Genomic DNA, 18,381 nt, shown 5'->3' with positions numbered 1-18,381 from the left:
TGATGTTCTATTTACCCGCACGGATTAAGCCACCCAATCCATGGCTATCGACGAAGGCCGTTGTTTGGGTTCGAATTTCATCAGCGAACGTGGCTGACAGTGCATACTGCGCCAGTTCCTCCATCTCCGCCAGTGAAATGTGGCGAAGGATATATTTGATTTTGGCGACATTACGGGTATTCATACTGAGTGAGCGATAGCCCATACCCACCAACAGCAAAGCCCCGATCGGATCACCAGCCAACTCACCGCACACACTCACGGGGATCTGCAATTGCTGACTCGCAGTAATAATGTGCTTAAGTGCATGGATCACGGCAGGGTGCAGTGCATCATAGACACCGGCAACCCGGGCATTGTTCCGATCAACGGCCAGTAAATATTGGGTTAAGTCGTTACTGCCAACCGAAATAAAGTCGACGCGTCCTTTCAGCACCGGTAATTGGTACAAAATGGACGGGACTTCAATCATGATCCCAATCCGTGGCCGACGCAGGGTATGACCTTGCGCTTCCGCCACTTTAGCCACTTCCGCGTAGGCCCGCTCAATCAGCAAAATCGACTCATCAAGCTCGGCAATACCGGAGATCATCGGCAGCAAAATGTCCATGTTGTCATGCCCAATACTGGCTCGCAGCATGGCACGCACTTGGATCAGAAAAATTTCGGGATGGTCGAGGGTAAAACGGATCCCGCGCCAGCCCAAAAACGGGTTATCTTCTTCAATGGTCAGATACGGTAACGGCTTATCCCCCCCGATATCTAAGGTACGCATCACCACCGGTTTATTCGGGTACGTCGCCAGAATCGACTGGTACTGGTGAGTTTGCTCTTCTTCCGAGGGAAAACTGCGCTGCAACAAGAACGGCACTTCGGTACGGTAAAGACCCACACCATCCACCCCGCGATTCACCGCGATACTGGTATCAGCACTGAGACCGGCATTAAGGAATACATTGATGCGCTGTTGATCACGGGTCACAGCCGGCTTGTCCAAGCCCACTTCCACCACTTTTGCCAACTCGTTTTCTTCGCGTAACAGACGGGTGTATTCCGCCAACACATGGCGATTGGGGTTAACCAGCAAATCCCCCCGGTAGCCGTCCACAATGACCTGACAGGCATGGATTTTCTCCGGCACAAAATCCACCCCCATGATGGCGGGGATCCCTAGTGCACGGGAAAGAATCGCTGCATGCGAGTTCGCGGCCCCTTCTTGCGACACCACCGCCGCCAGTTTATCACGCGGCACGCTGGCCAGCATGGCGGCGGTCAGTTCACGGGTCAGCAACACCACGGGTTCATCCCACTGGTGTTCGGTCGCAGCGTCATTGTTGAGGAAATAGAGTAAACGCTGCCCGAGCTCGCGAATGTCTTGCGCACGCTCTTTGAGGTACTCGTCTTTCATGTTGGTGAAACGGGCTGAATACGTCTCCACCACTTGGCGGATCGCCCATTCCGCCAAGTCACCACTGGCGACCTTGCCAAACAGATCTTTGCGGAGCATAGGATCATTCAACAAATGGCTGAACAGGTCGAAAATCGCGAGGGTTTCTTTTTGCAGTTCACTGTCAAAGCGTTTACGCAGACGGCGAAACTCGGCACTGGCCAGTTCAATGGCAATGCTCAGGCGTTCTTGTTCCGCTTCGCGATCTAAACAGGAGGCGGGGGCAACCAATTCCAATCGGGGTTGGTTATCGTCCCACCATGCACGGGCAACCGCCACACCGGTCGATGCCGCCGAGCCTTGCAAGTGTAAACCGTTGTGTTGATCCGGCCACATCCCCTGCGCTTTGGCATGCGCCAGCAGCACCGCGAGCTGAGCGGCCAAGGTCACCATAAAGGATTCCTCACCCTCATTAAACTCACGCTGTTCACGCTGTTGGATCACCAATACCCCCAACACCTGACGCTGGTGGATGATCGGTGTACCAAAAAACGAGCGAAATGCGTCCTCTCCCGTGCCCGGGAGACGCTTAAAATTGGGGTGATGACGCGCATCGGCGACGTTGATAGGCTCTGCCCTGTCAGCGACCAGCCCGACCAGCCCTTCGCCAAACGCAAGGCCCGTGTAACGGGAGGGCTTTTTTAAACCTTTTGTCGCCATTAGGGTGTAGCGTCGACGCTTGTGATCGGCGATATACACAGAGCAACAGTCTGTTTTCATCGCCTGACACGTACTCACCACTAACTGGTCAAGCGCATCAAGAAGGCTTGGGGCACTGGCCACTTTTTCAACAATTTCTCTCAGTTGCGTCAGCATACTTTGCCCTATTCCCTCTTTACCGCGTTTATCCTCGATTAATCCGGCGCTTTTTGCGGTCTTTTCGCTCTTTAAACGGCATTGCCATTGCGGCAAATTCTTTTAGTGCACGCCGGTAAACGTCTCGCTTGAAGGACACAACCTGCCGCACCGGATACCAATAGCTGACCCAACGCCAACCATCAAACTCCGGTGTCGTGCCACGCTGCATGTTCACCTTTGACTCATCACATTCTAGACTGAGCAGAAACCACTTCTGCTTTTGGCCGATACAAACAGGCTTAGAATCCCAGCGAACTAACCGTTTAGGAAGTTTGTAACGAAGCCAATGGCGACTTGACGCCAAAATTCGCACATCTTTCTTGGTTAGTCCCACTTCCTCGTAGAGTTCCCGATACATGGCTTGCTCAGGGGTTTCCCCCTCATCAATCCCGCCCTGCGGAAACTGCCAGGAATGTTGTCCATATCGTCGAGCCCAGAATACTTCGCCATGGCTATTACAGATCACAATACCCACATTCGGGCGGTATCCATCGCCATCAATCACTGGACGACCTCAATATAAATCTCTATTAATTGTGATTTTTTCATAGTCAGTGCAACGGGTAAACAAACATTCTAATTTATCACGTCTTTTTCCTACCAAAGCCGCATATTCTGGATAACTTCACACAGGTGCTTTTTTTATAAACAATCAAATGAGACCTAGGCCACATTTATACACGTTTTCTGTGGATAGATTTGTGAAGAAACCATGAAACGGGCGAATACCACAGGATCTTCACACTGCTAAACTGTTGAAATTACCAACAGACGCAAAAAACAAATCACATTAAAACAATAAGATAAAATCAAAATAACGCAAAAACAAATCGATCACACTTTGGATCCACACTCGACACAAGGCGAGCGGTCAAAGATCGAACAATAACGCCCTTATCCACACCACACGACAATAACCGCATAAAAAACCCTCTCTTATGCGTTTAAAATACCACCAAACCCCTGTGTATTTATCCATATTATTGATTATAAAGAAATTTGCCTACCTCCCTTGTGGATAACTAAACAGAGAAGATCATTCCCACCTCGCCCATCACAAACCTCGCCTTTTACGAAGATCGTATGAAGCACTCGATAAAATGACGTATTTTCATAGTGATAGACAAAAACACCCGTCAACATCAACCGTCACGCCTCGCAGCAATCCCAGTGATCGTGCGGTATTGACGCACGGCTTCGCCGTTTTTTTACCCACCCGCAGTGTCTTTCACTATGATAAAATCCTACGCGATGACCACAGACCCAACGATACGATGATCTTATGAAACCTGTAGACAAATTGCCTCCCAAGCCCACTCCCACCACTGAACAGGCGTTGCTTGAACGGGCGCATGCACTTGCAGGCATGACATTGGGTGAATTAGCCGCAGAAGCAGGGATCATTCCCCCACCCGATCTCAAACGCGATAAAGGCTGGGTCGGCCAATTACTGGAATGGCACTTAGGCGCCAGTGCGGGCAGCAAACCGATCCCTGACTTTGCCGAACTCGGCATTGAACTCAAAACCATCCCGATCGGTTATAACGGCAAGCCACTTGAAACCACCTTCGTTTGTGTCGCCCCATTAATTGGACTACAGGGCTTGAACTGGGAAAATAGCCACATTCGCCATAAGCTCGCCCACGTGCTTTGGATCCCCGTCGAAGGCGAACGTGAAATCCCATTGGCTGAACGCCATGTCGGCTCGCCCTTACTCTGGCGTCCGTCCGCCGATGAGGAACAACAACTACGCCAAGACTGGGAAGAGTTGATGGACATGATCGTTCTGGGTCGCGTCGAGCAGATCACGGCTCGCCATGGGGACGTTTTACAGCTTCGTCCTAAAGCGGCCAACAGCCGGGCCTTAACCGAAGCCTATGGCGCGAATGGTCAGCCGATCAAAACCTTGCCGCGGGGCTTTTACCTCAAAACCGCGTTCACTGCGGGTTTGCTTGAGCGTTACTTTATTCTCTGATTTTTCGGCTTTCATTATTAGGCCGCTCTCGCATGGGCATGCCGCACTGCCATACGACGACAGCTATACCACGACAAGGCTATACCACGACAAAACGATCCAACTACAAAGCGATCGTCATGTCTTCCCGGCAGGAAGAAAACTGACCATCCGGGGAAAACTCGTCATACGGATCGGTGACGCGCAACGTCACCGACGTGATCCCCAGCGGCCGCAACAACTCACCGACCTGATCTAACGTTTGAAACCGTACCATCTCCCCGGCGTCATTTTTCAATGGCTCAAGATGGTGCTTGTATTCCACCTCCATCAAATAGTCAGCACATCCCGCATAACTGGTGACAATGCAATGGGGCAATGTGCCCGTATTGGCCTGCGTCCAATGTTTTAACTGTGACAATTTCATAGCGTGCCCTAACGTGCGGGTGACGAACCGTTACCCTGATGAACAATAACTGTTTTTAACTATTGGTCAGTTCCTGTCAGTCAGCAAGTTCCCTCCGCGAAAACCCGGCTTCTCAGCAAGGCGGCATCACGTTATAGTCAAATCATGGCTTATCGGTTACGCACGCCGTCCAAGGAGGACTCATGCACTATCACACGATCCCGAACACCCATCTGGAAGTCAGCAAAATTTGTCTTGGCACCATGACGTTTGGTGAACAAAACACCGAAAAAGAGGCCCACAGTCAGCTCGATTTGGCCCTTGAACGCGGCGTTAACTTCATTGATACCGCAGAAATGTACCCCGTCCCGCCCAAGGCTGACACACAAGGCCTGACCGAACGCTACATTGGCAACTGGCTGAAAAAAACCGGCCGTCGTGACAAAGTGATTCTCGCCACCAAAGTCGCGGGTCCACGCAGCTTGCCGTATATTCGCCCCGACATGGCGCTCGATCGCCGCAACATTCATGATGCGGTAGAAACCAGCCTTGAACGCTTACACACCGACTACATCGATTTGTATCAATTGCATTGGCCACAACGGGAAACCAATTGCTTTGGCCAGCTCAACTACACCCCGAAAGACGATCAGTCCGGCGTCACGATCAATGATTCACTCGACGCACTGGCAGACCTCGTACGGGCAGGCAAAGTACGCTATATCGGCCTGTCCAATGAGACGCCATGGGGCGTGATGTCGTTTTTGAAGCTGGCTGAAAAGCATGATTTACCGCGAGTCGTGACCATCCAGAATCCGTATAACTTGCTGAACCGCAGCTTTGAAGTGGGCTTGTCTGAGATCAGCCACCATGAAGGGGTCGAGCTGTTGGCCTATTCACCACTGGCGTTTGGTGCCCTGAGTGGCAAATACCTGCAAGGGGCGCGCCCAGCCGGAGCACGCTGTACCTTGTTTGAACGTTTCTCGCGCTATTTCAATCCCCAAGGCATCGCGGCCACACAAGCGTACGTTGATGTGGCGCACAAGCACGGCCTCGATCCCGCTCAAATGGCCTTGGCGTTTGTTAATCAACGGCCGTTTGTCGCCAGTAACATAATTGGGGCGACCACACTGGACCAACTGGAGGCCAATATTGCCAGTATCGATCTCCACCTGAGCGAGGACGTCATGGCCGATCTGCATGCTGTGGGCGTGCAATACTCCAACCCGTGCCCATAAGCTGTCACAGACTGCGCACTACAAAAAAGCCCCCGTCACAGGACGGGGGCTTTTGATTTTCTCGCTCCCCCCCTGCCGTCATACAACAGGGGGACTGATTACGTCAGTAATCGCGGTCGGTGTACACGTCTAAGGTGACGCACCTTACGACTAGCCGGGGTTGATAATCGGTCGCTGGCAATACGCGAGTCACGATCAATACCAATATCGCTCAGCAAATGGGCTGAAAGATGCGGCAGATGGACATGAATCCGGCGATGCTGCTGACGCCAGTGGGTATCTTCACGCTGAAAATCCAGTTGAACAAAAAAAACGGCAAGTCGTAAATAGACTGATTGGCGCATGGTCATGCTCTCCTAATAAATTTAATTAAATTCAGGACGCAGGACTGCCGTATCAGGCTGACAACATAAGTAATACTTAACTAGCCGCGACAGTACTCCGCGGCCTATTTACACAGCAATTAACGAATAAGTTAATGGTGTGAATACATTACCGTATTATCGGAAAAACAGGTCAATGTCAGGCGTTTATCTAGCATGATGTGTTCCTCCAATAACAGGGGGTTGAAATGAGAATGAAGGTTCATTGTAATGGCCTGCGGTGAAAAAACAACCGCCTAACACATTGAAAATGAGGAAAACCATATTGTGCTGATGGCAAAGAGAGTAAGCGGGAGGATGTAAAATAATGCTCTCCCTATCGCCAAAATGCTAGCGTAAGTGCTTACGTCGAGAATGACCGCCTTTGCACACGTTGCTTGGGGGGCGAAGTGACACAACTAGCTTTGTCGAAAGTGACGCGGCGGTGGCACCAAATCATGTTTATTGAGCAGGCGATACATGGTCGCGCGTGATACTCCCAGCTCTCTGGCTGCCGCCGAGATCTGCCCTTTGTTGTTTTCCAGCACCGCCAACAATGCCCCCCGCTCTGATTCTTCACGGATGGTCTTCAAACTCTGGCGATCATCGTTAATGCGTGGCAAATCAAAATGCTCCACATCCAACACTTTACTGTCAGCCAACAAAATGGCCCGCTTGATCTGACCCACTAATTCTCGCACGTTCCCCGGCCAAGAATAATTCATCAATAACTGGCTGGCTTTCGCGGACAACTGCTTAACCGGACTGTTGTACTGACGGGCAAATTTGAGCAAGAGAAATTCCGCCAACAATTGAATATCTCCGCCGCGCTCACGCAGGGCGGGCACGGTTAAACGGAACGTATTCAGGCGGTAGTAAAGATCATCACGCAAGGTGCCCGCTTCCAGTAGGTCATCCAATGAATAGCGGGTGGAGACGATTAAACGTACATTGGGGCGAATAGCACGGCCACACGTGGTAGTGAAGGCGTCACTCTCAAGAAAACGTAAGATATCTTGCTGACAGGCATCGTCTAACAAGGCGATTTCATCTAAGAACAAGACCCCGTTTTCCGCGGCAGAGAAACAACATTGCGCTTGGTTATCGGGCAACACGGGCACGCACCAATCGGACTCCACCTCGTCACAATTGACGGTGACAAAGGCAGACTTCCCGCGGGTAGAGGCTTGATGGATCGCTTGCGCGACCAGCTCTTTTCCGGTGCCAATTTCCCCCAGTACCAACACCGGCATATCGGTCATGGCCAGCCGCTTCACCTGGTGCTGCAGCTTTTGCATCGCCGCTTGCTCGCCCTGTAAACCATGCTGCCCAAACTGGCCCAACTCGGGCCACACGCGGCGTTCTAATTGCAACATACCCAGCTGATGGCCGATGGTTTTAAGCAGCTGAGATTCCGGTACGGGGGTCGTAAAGTAGTCGACACAGAAGTTGACGATGAACTGGCAAATCGCATCATTACAGAGCTGATCATCCCGCACTAACGCGAGCCAACGCGCTTGCTTGTTGCGGTTCACAACACCGGCGATCCCTTGCAGACTAAAATTATCCCGGGTGACATCCACCACCCCAATACACGGTCCGGTCTCCAGCAACAAGCGATCGGCGGCACGCAGGTCCAGACTACGATGACACTGCCACCCCGCTTTTTCCAAAGCCGGTAGCCATGTACATACACCGTCACCTAACACCACCAGTGTTCCCAGTACTGGGCTATTTGTTTTCACCATATTCATCCAACTACTATTTCTTGCCACCGCCCCCTGCAAGATGCGCAACGGACCATAGCAACCAACTACGGTAAGGACTCCATACTCATGCCATTGATCATATGTTGCATGATCATTTAAATGCAACTTGTTTACTATCAAAATTATAGCTAGTCATGCTATGTCAAAAAAAACATGCGACACCGGTGAAAACATCACATTCTCGTACTACGCTTGCCTTTTTGGTTGCGACTCATCGCACGAATATGTGTAACGAGCGGTGCCCCGCTTCATGTCCGCCTACCATCACGCCATGAACAACAGACAAAAAACCGTGAACCACAGGCAAAAAAAAACCACTCCGAAGAGTGGTTTTTTCATCACAAAAGCCGTTAGCCGTTGTTCTGTGGGCGCATTGCCGGGAACAGAATGACGTCACGGATGGTGTGCGTATTGGTAAATAGCATCGCCAAACGGTCGATACCGATACCTTGACCCGCTGTTGGCGGTAGGCCGTGCTCAAGTGCTGTGATGTAGTCGCCGTCGTAGTACATCGCTTCATCATCACCCGCATCTTTCGCGTTCATCTGTGCTTTGAAACGCTGATCTTGATCTTGCGAGTCATTCAGCTCAGAGAAACCGTTTGCCACTTCACGGCCACCAATGAAGAACTCAAAGCGGTCTGTGATGAAGGCATTGTTGTCGTTACGACGTGCCAATGGCGAGATATCTGCTGGGTATTCAGTGATGAACGTTGGCTGCATCAATTTCGGTTCAGCGGTTTCACCAAAGATTTCTTCCAGAAGCTGACCACAGGTCCAGAACTTCTCAACGTAGATATCCAAGCTGCGTGCGATGTTCGCCATGTGCTCACGGTCAGCCACAAGGTCGTACGTTAGCGCTTGAATGTCAGCGTGTTCAGGGTTGTAGTGTTTGATCGCGTCTAGCATGCTCATGCGCGTGTACTGACCGCCGAATTCAACGGTGTGCTCGCCGTAAGGCATTGAAGAGCTACCCAGCACTTCAACCGCGACAGTGCGTAGCATGTCTTCCGTCAGATCCATCAGATCGTTGTAATCCGCGTACGCCATGTAGAATTCAATCATGGTGAATTCTGGGTTATGACGTGGAGACAGACCTTCGTTACGGAAGTTACGGTTGATTTCGAACACACGCTCAAAACCGCCGACAACCAAACGCTTCAGGTATAGCTCAGGCGCGATACGCAGGAACATTTCCTGATCCAACGCGTTGTGGTGCGTGATAAACGGACGTGCAGACGCACCACCCGGGATCACTTGCATCATTGGCGTTTCCACTTCCATGAAGTCTTTTGACTCCATGTAACGGCGGATCGCTGAAATCAGCTTTGAACGGATCTTAAAGGCATTACGTGAATCTTCATTCACGATCAAATCAACGTAACGCTGACGGTAACGCATTTCCTGATCGGTCAAGCCGTGGAATTTTTCAGGTAGCGGACGCAGTGCTTTGGTCAGTAGCTCGTACTGTTCCATGTTCACGTACAGGTCGCCTTTGCCTGACTTGTGCAACGCACCTTTAATACCGATGATGTCACCGATATCCAGACCTGAGTATTTCTCTTTCAGTTCGCCCTGAACCGCTTTGTCAGCGTAAGCCTGAATGCGACCAGACACGTCTTGAATAGCAAGGAATGGACCACGTTTAGCCATGATACGGCCCGCGATAGCCACTACGTGACCCGCTTCTTCCAGTTCTTCTTTGCTCAATTCACCGAATTTAGCCTGAAGATCGCCCGCTAAGCTGTCGCGACGGAAATCATTCGGATGGCCGTTTGCTTTGCAGTTCTCGCGAATCATATCCAGTTTCGCGCGACGCTCAGCAATCAGCTTATTCTCATCTAGTAATTGATCAGTCATGGGTTAACCCTTACATGTTTAAACCAGTGTCGGTTACAGACCTGATTTCAGGCTGGCTTCAATAAAACGGTCTAAGTCGCCGTCCAGTACTGCTTGGGTGTTACGATTCTCCACCCCAGTACGTAAATCTTTAATGCGAGAGTCATCCAGTACGTAAGAACGGATCTGGCTACCCCAACCAATGTCAGACTTTGAGTCTTCATTGGCTTGCTTCTCAGCATTTTGCTTTTGCATCTCAAGTTCAAACAGTTTTGCTTTCAACTGCTTCATCGCTTGGTCTTTGTTCTTGTGCTGAGAACGGTCGTTCTGACACTGTACGACCGTGTTGGTCGGTACGTGGGTAATACGTACGGCCGATTCGGTGGTGTTAACGTGCTGACCACCCGCGCCAGAAGCACGGTACACATCGATACGCAGATCAGAAGGATTGATCTCGATATTGATGTTGTCATCCACTTCAGGGTAGATAAAGACAGATGCAAATGAGGTATGACGACGACCGCCGGAGTCGAACGGTGATTTACGCACAAGACGGTGTACACCGGTCTCGGTACGTAGCCAGCCGTAAGCGTACTCACCCGCAATACGGACAGTGACCGATTTCAGACCGGCAACATCACCGTCAGACACTTCAATGACTTCTGTCTTGAAGCCTTTGGCGTCAGCCCAACGCAAGTACATGCGCAGCATCATTGACGTCCAATCTTGCGCTTCAGTACCGCCTGAACCCGCTTGAAGGTCGATATAACAATCAGAGCCGTCGTGATCGCCAGAGAACATACGACGGAACTCAAGCTTCGCCAACTTCGCTTCAAGCTCAGCCAGTTCAGGTTCGATCTCGTCAAACGTTTCTTGGTCTTCTTCTTCTACCGCCAACTCAAGCAGGCCTTCAACGTCTTCAACGCCTTGGTCTAGCTGATCAATGGTATCGACAACCGCTTCCAATGCAGAACGTTCTTTACCCAGCGCTTGGGCGCGCTCAGGTTCGTTCCACACATCAGGTTGCTCTAATTCTGCGTTGACCTCTTCTAGACGCTCTTTCTTAGCATCATAGTCAAAGGTACCCCCTAAGGATATCAGTACGCGCTGACACATCCTCAAGTCGGTTTTTAATAGGATTAATCTCGAACATTGCCACTCTTCATAGCCGAAATGGACATAACCGAAGGATTCTATCGAATTGTAGATAGAATATACAGGGGGGAAGAAAGGGAATCTGTGAATTTATTTTCTAAGCCCAGTCACAGAAACAGCGTGGCGACGGGGTTGCAATGCACGGTTTGCTCTGCTTGCGGCTAAACAAACCGTGCCACTGATGACGACGTAGGGGTTACAGGGCGGCCATGTGTTCGACCATCAACTGCAGGCTGCTGTTGCCTCTAAACTCATTGACATCAAGACGATAGACTAACTCAACCTGCTGCACTGAAGCATCTGGCCAGCGGCGTAAATCTATATTAAACGCAATGGCATCAATCACGCAGCCCCCGTGAACGGGTTCCAACATCATCTTCAGGTGCTTGCCGCCCACCAGTTTTTGGTGCAACAGGCGGAACTGTCCGTCAAACATCGGCTCAGGAAATTGCTGCCCCCATGGGCCACCGGCGCGCAACAGCTCGGCGGTTGGCATACTCAGTTCTTGTGGCTGCAATTCGCCATCGGTCAGCAGCACACCTTGGAGCGCGGCTTCATCCAACTCGTTACGCACCGCCGCATCAAACGCCTGACTGAAGGCTTCAAGCTGGGTGTCTTGAATAGTTAAACCCGCCGCCATGGCGTGACCGCCGAATTTCAGGATCATGCCCGGATTTTGTGTGTCGATCAGATCCAACACATCACGCATATGCAAACCGGGGATCGAACGGCATGAGCCTTTGATTTCCCCATTGCCCGCATCGGCAAACGCAATCACCGGGCGGTGATAACGATCTTTAATGCGCGAGGCCAGAATGCCGATCACCCCTTGGTGCCAGTCACGCTGGAACAACACCAAGCCGTACGGCATGTCTTGCTGATTGAATTTCAACCGCTCACAAATCGCCAAGGCCTCTTCTTTCATGCCTTGTTCGATTTCTTTGCGGGTCTGGTTGAGCGCATCCAGTTCGGTCGCCATGCGGCGTGCGGCCTGAATGTTGTCACACAATAACAACTCGACCCCGAACGACATGTCATCCAAGCGCCCAGCGGCATTGATACGCGGCCCCAAGGCAAAGCCCAAATCACTCGCCACCAGCTTGGCGGGATCGCGGTTCGCCACTTCAATCAGCGCGCGGATCCCGGGACGACACTTACCGGCGCGGATACGTTGTAATCCTTGGTGGACCAAGATGCGGTTATTGCCATCCAGTGCCACCACGTCGGCCACGGTGCCCAATGCCACTAAGTCCAACAACTCAGCCAAGTTCGGCTCACTGATCCCCTGATCGCTAAACCAATTGCTCTGGCGCAACGTCGCGCGCAAGGCCAACATCAGGTAAAACGCGACCCCCACCCCACAAAGGGCTTTGGACGGGAAGTCACACGCGTGCAGGTTCGGGTTCACCATCGCATCCGCGTCCGGCAAGGTATCACCGGGTAAGTGGTGATCGGTCACCAGCACTTGCATGCCCTTGGCTTTCGCCGCTGCCACACCCGCAATGGAAGAGACACCGTTATCCACCGTCATGATCATCTCTGCGCCACGGGCAGCGGCTTGCTCAACCACTTCCGGGCTCAGACCATACCCGTCATCAAACCGGTTAGGCACCAGATAATCGACATTACGGCAACCCAGCATACGCAGGGCCAACACCGATAACGCGGAGCTGGTAGCCCCATCGGCGTCAAAATCCCCGACCACGATAATGCGGCGTTGTTCAGCCAGCGCTTGTACTAACAAATCCACCGCTGGCTGAATGCCAAACAGTTGATCGTAGCCCAGCAGCCCGCGGGCGCCGCGCTCAAGCTCCGCCTCGCAGGTGATCCCGCGACTGGCATAAATCCGCTGTAATAACGGCGGGGTGGCATCAGTAAACTGGCTGGTGTCCGCCTCAGGGCGGCGTTTTATTTCAATCATGGGGCACGTCTGCTGGCAGAGAGAAGAAAAGAAAAATCACTGTATACCCACGTTATCACAAGATGACGGATTGAGCATGCCACAGATAGTGAACACACCCGACATTATGCCGCAGAGCAGAAGGGTGCCGCGAAATAAGGGGCACGAATGGACGGTAAAAAAATATCGCAGAAACGCAACAGCCCGCCTACACACGAACTAAGTGTGTGGGCGGGCTGTTTAACGGTGAGCCCATCACGGCGACGTCGCCGTGATGACCCGCGTATTAGCTGCGGCTGTCGAGCATCTTACGCAGCGTAGCTGCTGGCTGGTATCCCGGCAACATGGTGCCATCTTCCAGTACCAACGCCGGCGTGCCTGATACACCCATGGCCACACCCAGATCGTACTGCTGCATGATCATGTCGTCATTTTTCGGGCCGCTTTGGTCAAACGTACCACTCTTCGCATCGTGCATCGCTTTGGCGCGATCTTTGGCACCCCAAATCGCACTCATTTCGCTGAAGTTACGTGAGTTCTTACCGCCACGAGGGAACGCCAGGTAACGGATAGTGATGCCGGCATCATTGTACGCTTGCATCTCGTTGTGCAGCTTACGGCAGTAACCACAGCTGGTGTCGGTAAAGACCGTCACCACGTATTTTTCATCTTTGGCTGGATAGACGATCATCTCATCTTCCATCCCTTTCAGTTTATCTTTGTTCAGCTTCGCCATTTTTTGCTCAGTCAGGTTCACAGGCTGTGCCCCGTCTTCGCTCTTGAACAGATTGCCCGCCAAGAAGTAGCTCGCGTCATCGTTCATGTACAAAATACCACGGTCAGTCACGACTTCGTTTAAGCCAGATACCGGTGACGCGCTGATTTCGACAGGCTTCAGACCCAGACTGCTCAATTTGTTATTGATTGCCGCTTCATCCGGTTTTGCCGAAGCGGTAAAAGCTGTCATTGCCACAGCGGTTGCAAGTAACGTACGGCCCAAAAAGCGCATTAACTTTTCCTTTCACTAAATAGATAAACACAAATGTATCAGACAAGGCATGGCCGTCTTCGACGTACCGATCAGCGTCCACTTAGAAATATGACCCTGAGAGTACAAAATAATTTCAGCACGCCCTAAATATCTCATCACTGGAGTATAACCAATCTGACAATAACGGGACTAGTATCACGCTTTACAACATTTTATGCGTGCTTTGTGTGCGCTACGCGCGAGGGTGATGCGTCTGATGCAGTTGTTTCAATCGCTCGGTCGCCACATGGGTATAAATTTGCGTGGTCGACAAATCGCTGTGGCCCAATAACATTTGCACCACGCGAAGATCTGCCCCGTAATTCAACAAGTGAGTCGCAAAGGCATGGCGCATCACGTGCGGGGATAAGCTATCACTGTCGATGCCCGCAATGACCGCATAATGTTTGATACGGTGCCAAAACGTCTGGCGTGTCATCTGCTGGGCACGCTTACTCGGGAACACCACGTCAGAGGTTTTTTCCCCCAATAACGCTGGGCGGCCATGCTGAATAAATTGCTCAATCCAATCAATGGCGTCTTCCCCCATCGGCACCAAGCGTTCTTTGTCCCCTTTACCGGTCACGCGCACCACGCCCTGACGCAAGCTGACATTTTCCATGGTCAGGCTCACTAACTCCGTCACACGCAAGCCCGTCGCGTATAACAGCTCTAGCATGGCTTTGTCGCGTAACTCCACCGGATCGTTCAAGTCCGGCGCATCCAGCAGCGCCCATACCTGCTCTTCGGTGATATCTTTCGGCAAACGCTTGGGTAACTTCGGACTGATCAACAACGCGCTGGGATCATCCAAGCGCATTTTTTCCCTATACAGGTATTGAAACAGGCGGCGGATCGCCGACAACATACGCGCACGCGACGTCTGCTTGTAATCGGCATCATGCAGCCATTGTTGATACCGCTGAAGATCATCCACACTGACCGTTTCTAGGCGGGATCCCTGCTCACCCAACCACATTTGCAGCTTTTTGAGATCATTGCGGTAAGAGGTCAGGGTATTTTCCGATAACCCGCGCTCCATCCACATCGCATCGAGAAAACGCTCGATGATCACTTCATCATTTTCCACTACTACCTCAAGGAAATACGGCCCATTTTCGGCGCTGTCGCCATCAAACACATGGATATATAAACAGTACTGCAATGGTAGTCGATTTGCCGTCAAATGTAACCATGCAGGGAAAGGTGATGAAAGATAGCCGTGCGATAGGTAATATGCTCTCCATCATCTTCCGTAACATATTGGACACGCAGCATGAAGATTGGCTTATTTTATGGCTCTACTACCTGTTATACCGAAATGGCCGCGGAAAAAATCCGCGCCTGCATCGGGGCTGATTTGGTTGAGATCCACAATATTAAAGAGGCAGCGCTCACTGCCATGAATCAGTACGATATGCTGATTTTAGGCATTTCCACGTGGGATTTTGGTGAACTGCAAGAAGATTGGGAAAGCGTGTGGGAACAACTGGACGGGCTGAACCTGAACGGTAAAACCGTGGCGCTGTATGGCTTGGGCGATCAAGAAGGCTACACCGAGTGGTTCCTTGATGCGATGGGGATGCTGCACGACAAACTGCTGCCAACGGGCGCACAATTTGTCGGTTACTGGCCGAACGAAGGCTACGCGTTTGAAGCCTCCAAAGCCTTGACGGAAGACGGCGATTTCTTTGTCGGTCTGGCGCTGGACGAAGACAGTCAGTACGAACTGAGCGATGATCGCATCACCACGTGGTGTGAGCAGATCCTGACGGAATACAGCGAATCTTTGTAAACACTGACCTTTGTCATGAACACTGGTCACCAAGCAAAAGAGGGATGCCCATGGGCATCCCTCTTTGTTTATCTGAATGGCTTTACCTAACCATTAGGCTGTCTGACTCGTTTGCTCGACAGACTTTGCTTTTCGCGCGCCCATGAAGCAGGTGATCACCAATGCAATCGCTGTTGGCATCAACCATGCCATGCCGTAATCAAACAATGGCAGAATTTCAAACGCATGGACGTTAAAGCCAGCCACCTTCGCCGCATCAATCATGCTGAATGACAATGCCACCAACAGTACCACACGGTAAGACAAGGTTGGGTTTGGCAACCAACGACGGATGAAGGTCAAAATAACCAGTGCCATCGCAATCGGGTACAGCGCAAACAGTGCCGGTAGAGACAGCGTGATCAACTGGTTCAAGCCTACGTTCGCCACCACACAACATGCCACTGACAAGGCAACCGCCCACTGCTCGTACGTAATACGCGTTAGGGTTGAGAAGTAATCCGCACAGGCACTGATCAAACCAACCACGGTGGTCAAACACGCCAACAGTACAATCAGAGACAGGATGATCTGGCCAGCAGGGCCAAACAATGCCGCTACGTAAATGGCCAGAATGTCACCGCCGTTCGCGGCGTTCGCGGCAATGTTCACACTGGTTGCGCCCAAGTAGAACAACGATACATAAACAAATGTCAGACCGGCTGCCGCAATCAGACCTGCGTAAATCAGGTACTTACGGGTCGCTGTTTCGTCAGTCACGCCTTTACTGCGGACGGCATCCACAATCACCATACCGAACAGTAGTGCGGCAACGGCATCTAGCGTGTTGTAGCCTTCAACAAACCCTTTCAGGAAAGGCATGTCGATGTAATCACCCTTTGCTGCCGCAATCGCATCTTGTGGATCCATGACCACGGCTACTGCCAGCACAATCAGCGCAAGGAACAAGATAGGCGTCAGGAACTTACCGACCATGTCGACAAGGTTACCGCGCGAGCGAGACAGGAACATAGCAATAGCAAAAAAGACGATAGAGAAAAGCGTTAAGCTAAGCTGCCCTGCGTTATCAATGAACGGTTTTACCCCCATTTCATACGCAACCAAACCGGCACGTGGCGCTGCAAACGCAGGACCGATCACGATGAAAATCATCACCGCCAAGAACGTAGCCACTTTCGACGGCAAATCACGCGTCATCCCCTGCCAACCACCTGCAACCGCTACCGCAATGATTGCGACCAACGGCAAGGTAACGCCAGTGGATAAGAAGCCCAGCATACCGGAAAGTAAATGATCACCAGCAAGCTGGCCTGCCTGTGGCGGAAAAATGATATTACCGGCCCCAAGGAAGAACGCGAAAGTCATGAAACCTAACGCAAGGATGTCTGTTACTTTGAGTGATTTTTTCAAACTTCACCTTCCACTCTGAATTGTTGATGTGTCTGCAACTGTTTTTTAATTATTTATTCCCTTGACCACAAAAAACGAAAAGCTGAATGTGACCTCGTTCACAGCATAATGACGAAAAAGCACTCAATAAGCAACCATTCAGCCATAAACACCATGATCTTTGGAGTGGCAATTGAAAAACCAGAATTAACCACCAAAATAAAAACAACAATCAGAACTTAAACCCAAAAAACTAAAACTATCAAAAAGATAAAAAACAGCGTTAATCTCTTTTTAACAGTTATTTAACAACAAATACGTCTAAGGATTATTTTTGACCGAGACTCAGCTCTGGTGCCCCCCCCCCTGTTTCGCGGCGTTTTTTGGCTTTTCTTGCTGATAATCCGCCCCGCCTGTAAAGCGATTAGGTATAATTCACGGGCAAATTTGTATCGGTTTCGGAGTGACAATGGCAAAAGGTTTCACATTTAAACAGTTCCACGTCAACGATCATGGGTGTGGGATGCCGGTCAGTACCGACGGTGTGTTACTGGGGGCGTGGGCCACGCTGACTCCCCGCGGGCCGATGTTAGACATTGGTTGTGGCAGTGGATTATTGGCATTGATGATCGCCCAGCGCACGCAGCTTGATGCGCCTGCCGCTATTACGGCGATCGATATTGATACCGGTGCCGTTACCGCCGCAACATTAAACTTTGCTGCGTCACCGTGGGCCGAACGTTTACATGCCCAGCATGCAGATCTGGCGGCGTGGACAGCGCAACAACCGGCCGCCAGTTTTCATAGCATTGTGTGCAATCCGCCTTACTTTAATAGCGGCGAACAAGCCCACTGTCAGGCGCGCGCCACTGCTCGCCATACCGACAGCTTGTCTCACGCCACCTTATTAGCCAGCCTCTCTCATTTACTCAGTGAACACGGGACGGCCAGCCTGATTTTGCCCGAGTATGAAGGCCAGCGGTTGATGGCGGTCGCCGCGGATCATCAGCTGTATTGCACTCAGGTGTGTGAGGTGCGTAGCACCGCGACCAAGCCCATCAGCCGCTTGCTGATCGCCTTGTCGCACTCCCCACAAACCTGCGAGTACAGCACGCTCACGATCCATGAAGCAGACCGCTATTCCGCCCACTTTACGGCGCTAACCCAAGATTTCTATCTTAAGATGTAAGCACAGTGGCACGTGCCGTTGCCGCCTTAGCAAAGTTTTTATACTTTTATC

General features: G+C 51.4%; 15 protein-coding genes. 4 read left to right on the top strand and 11 right to left on the bottom strand.

The features are described from left to right. Positions 1–7: 7 nt before the first annotated feature. Both ptsP and rppH read right to left on the bottom strand, forming a co-directional pair. A complete protein-coding gene (gene ptsP, locus L4C36_RS02655) occupies positions 8–2,263 on the bottom strand; it encodes a phosphoenolpyruvate--protein phosphotransferase (protein ID WP_428476232.1) in 2,256 nt (751 codons plus the stop codon). A 28-nt stretch (positions 2,264–2,291) separates the two neighbouring features. Continuing rightward, positions 2,292–2,810 (bottom strand): RNA pyrophosphohydrolase, encoded by a 519-nt coding sequence (gene rppH / locus L4C36_RS02650; RefSeq protein WP_428476231.1) that lies wholly within the window; start codon positions 2,808–2,810, stop codon positions 2,292–2,294. Positions 2,811–3,587: 777 nt separating this feature from the next. Here rppH and mutH point away from each other — a divergent pair. Continuing rightward, positions 3,588–4,280: a DNA mismatch repair endonuclease MutH gene (mutH, locus tag L4C36_RS02645; RefSeq protein WP_428476230.1), complete on the top strand. Its 693-nt coding sequence runs from the start codon at positions 3,588–3,590 to the stop codon at positions 4,278–4,280. A gap of 103 nt (positions 4,281–4,383) precedes the next feature. Here the strand turns inward: mutH and L4C36_RS02640 are convergent, their stop codons facing one another. Then, positions 4,384–4,686, bottom strand: a complete 303-nt coding sequence (locus L4C36_RS02640) for a DUF6482 family protein (protein WP_428476229.1) — start codon at positions 4,684–4,686, stop codon at positions 4,384–4,386. 182 nt (positions 4,687–4,868) lie between these two features. On the opposite strand from L4C36_RS02640, the gene L4C36_RS02635 reads away from it, so the two are divergent. Continuing rightward, the gene (locus L4C36_RS02635) at positions 4,869–5,903 is read left to right on the top strand and encodes an NADP(H)-dependent aldo-keto reductase (protein WP_428476228.1); all 1,035 of its coding nucleotides are present in this window, start codon (positions 4,869–4,871) and stop codon (positions 5,901–5,903) included. Positions 5,904–6,001: 98 nt separating this feature from the next. On the opposite strand, the gene L4C36_RS02630 is transcribed toward L4C36_RS02635, so the two are convergent. From L4C36_RS02630 to xerD, 7 genes are all read right to left on the bottom strand, one after another. Continuing rightward, positions 6,002–6,247, bottom strand: a complete 246-nt coding sequence (locus tag L4C36_RS02630; protein ID WP_428476227.1) for a hypothetical protein — start codon at positions 6,245–6,247, stop codon at positions 6,002–6,004. 437 nt (positions 6,248–6,684) lie between these two features. Next, positions 6,685–8,019, bottom strand: a complete 1,335-nt coding sequence (locus L4C36_RS02625) for a sigma-54-dependent transcriptional regulator (protein ID WP_428476226.1) — start codon at positions 8,017–8,019, stop codon at positions 6,685–6,687. A 365-nt stretch (positions 8,020–8,384) separates the two neighbouring features. Continuing rightward, positions 8,385–9,893: a lysine--tRNA ligase gene (gene lysS, locus L4C36_RS02620; RefSeq protein ID WP_428476225.1), complete on the bottom strand. Its 1,509-nt coding sequence runs from the start codon at positions 9,891–9,893 to the stop codon at positions 8,385–8,387. Positions 9,894–9,926: 33 nt separating this feature from the next. Next, positions 9,927–11,025 (bottom strand): peptide chain release factor 2 gene (gene prfB, locus L4C36_RS02615; RefSeq protein WP_428476224.1). Its coding sequence is split into 2 segments (ribosomal slippage): positions 9,927–10,949 and positions 10,951–11,025, totalling 1,098 coding nucleotides; the frame shifts between segments, so codons are not numbered across the junction. 198 nt (positions 11,026–11,223) lie between these two features. Further along, positions 11,224–12,948 carry a single-stranded-DNA-specific exonuclease RecJ gene (gene recJ, locus L4C36_RS02610; protein WP_428476223.1) on the bottom strand — a complete coding sequence of 575 codons (1,725 nt, stop codon included), beginning with the start codon at positions 12,946–12,948 and terminating at the stop codon, positions 11,224–11,226. A 265-nt stretch (positions 12,949–13,213) separates the two neighbouring features. After that, a complete protein-coding gene (gene dsbC, locus L4C36_RS02605; RefSeq protein WP_428476222.1) occupies positions 13,214–13,936 on the bottom strand; it encodes a bifunctional protein-disulfide isomerase/oxidoreductase DsbC in 723 nt (240 codons plus the stop codon). Positions 13,937–14,150: 214 nt separating this feature from the next. Further along, positions 14,151–15,047, bottom strand: coding sequence for a site-specific tyrosine recombinase XerD (xerD, locus tag L4C36_RS02600; RefSeq protein WP_428476301.1), 897 nt, complete (start codon positions 15,045–15,047; stop codon positions 14,151–14,153). 186 nt (positions 15,048–15,233) lie between these two features. On the opposite strand from xerD, the gene fldB reads away from it, so the two are divergent. Continuing rightward, positions 15,234–15,752: a flavodoxin FldB gene (gene fldB, locus L4C36_RS02595; protein ID WP_428476221.1), complete on the top strand. Its 519-nt coding sequence runs from the start codon at positions 15,234–15,236 to the stop codon at positions 15,750–15,752. 93 nt (positions 15,753–15,845) lie between these two features. On the opposite strand, the gene brnQ is transcribed toward fldB, so the two are convergent. Continuing rightward, a complete protein-coding gene (gene brnQ, locus L4C36_RS02590; RefSeq protein WP_428476220.1) occupies positions 15,846–17,162 on the bottom strand; it encodes a branched-chain amino acid transport system II carrier protein in 1,317 nt (438 codons plus the stop codon). A 448-nt stretch (positions 17,163–17,610) separates the two neighbouring features. Here brnQ and L4C36_RS02585 point away from each other — a divergent pair, with 448 nt between their 5' ends. Beyond that, positions 17,611–18,330 (top strand): tRNA1(Val) (adenine(37)-N6)-methyltransferase, encoded by a 720-nt coding sequence (locus L4C36_RS02585; protein WP_428476219.1) that lies wholly within the window; start codon positions 17,611–17,613, stop codon positions 18,328–18,330. Positions 18,331–18,381 lie beyond the last annotated feature (51 nt).

The organism is Photobacterium japonica, from assembly GCF_050337005.1.
Taxonomy (GTDB): Bacteria; Pseudomonadota; Gammaproteobacteria; order Enterobacterales; family Vibrionaceae; genus Photobacterium; species Photobacterium japonica.
The sequence above is the reverse complement of the archived record's forward strand: the minus strand, read 5'-3'. Positions and strand labels throughout refer to the sequence as shown.

Bases quoted from the DNA above. Each gene is read 5' to 3' on its own strand.
- L4C36_RS02585 (WP_428476219.1), top strand. From the start codon at position 17,611: ATGGCAAAAGGTTTCACATTTAAACAGTTCCACGTCAACGATCATGGG.
- ptsP (WP_428476232.1), bottom strand. From the start codon at position 2,263: ATGCTGACGCAACTGAGAGAAATTGTTGAAAAAGTGGCCAGTGCCCCA.
- fldB (WP_428476221.1), top strand. From the start codon at position 15,234: ATGAAGATTGGCTTATTTTATGGCTCTACTACCTGTTATACCGAAATG.
- L4C36_RS02630 (WP_428476227.1), bottom strand. From the start codon at position 6,247: ATGCGCCAATCAGTCTATTTACGACTTGCCGTTTTTTTTGTTCAACTG.
- L4C36_RS02625 (WP_428476226.1), bottom strand. From the start codon at position 8,019: ATGAATATGGTGAAAACAAATAGCCCAGTACTGGGAACACTGGTGGTG.
- lysS (WP_428476225.1), bottom strand. From the start codon at position 9,893: ATGACTGATCAATTACTAGATGAGAATAAGCTGATTGCTGAGCGTCGC.
- dsbC (WP_428476222.1), bottom strand. From the start codon at position 13,936: ATGCGCTTTTTGGGCCGTACGTTACTTGCAACCGCTGTGGCAATGACA.
- mutH (WP_428476230.1), top strand. From the start codon at position 3,588: ATGAAACCTGTAGACAAATTGCCTCCCAAGCCCACTCCCACCACTGAA.
- recJ (WP_428476223.1), bottom strand. From the start codon at position 12,948: ATGATTGAAATAAAACGCCGCCCTGAGGCGGACACCAGCCAGTTTACT.
- L4C36_RS02640 (WP_428476229.1), bottom strand. From the start codon at position 4,686: ATGAAATTGTCACAGTTAAAACATTGGACGCAGGCCAATACGGGCACA.
- L4C36_RS02635 (WP_428476228.1), top strand. From the start codon at position 4,869: ATGCACTATCACACGATCCCGAACACCCATCTGGAAGTCAGCAAAATT.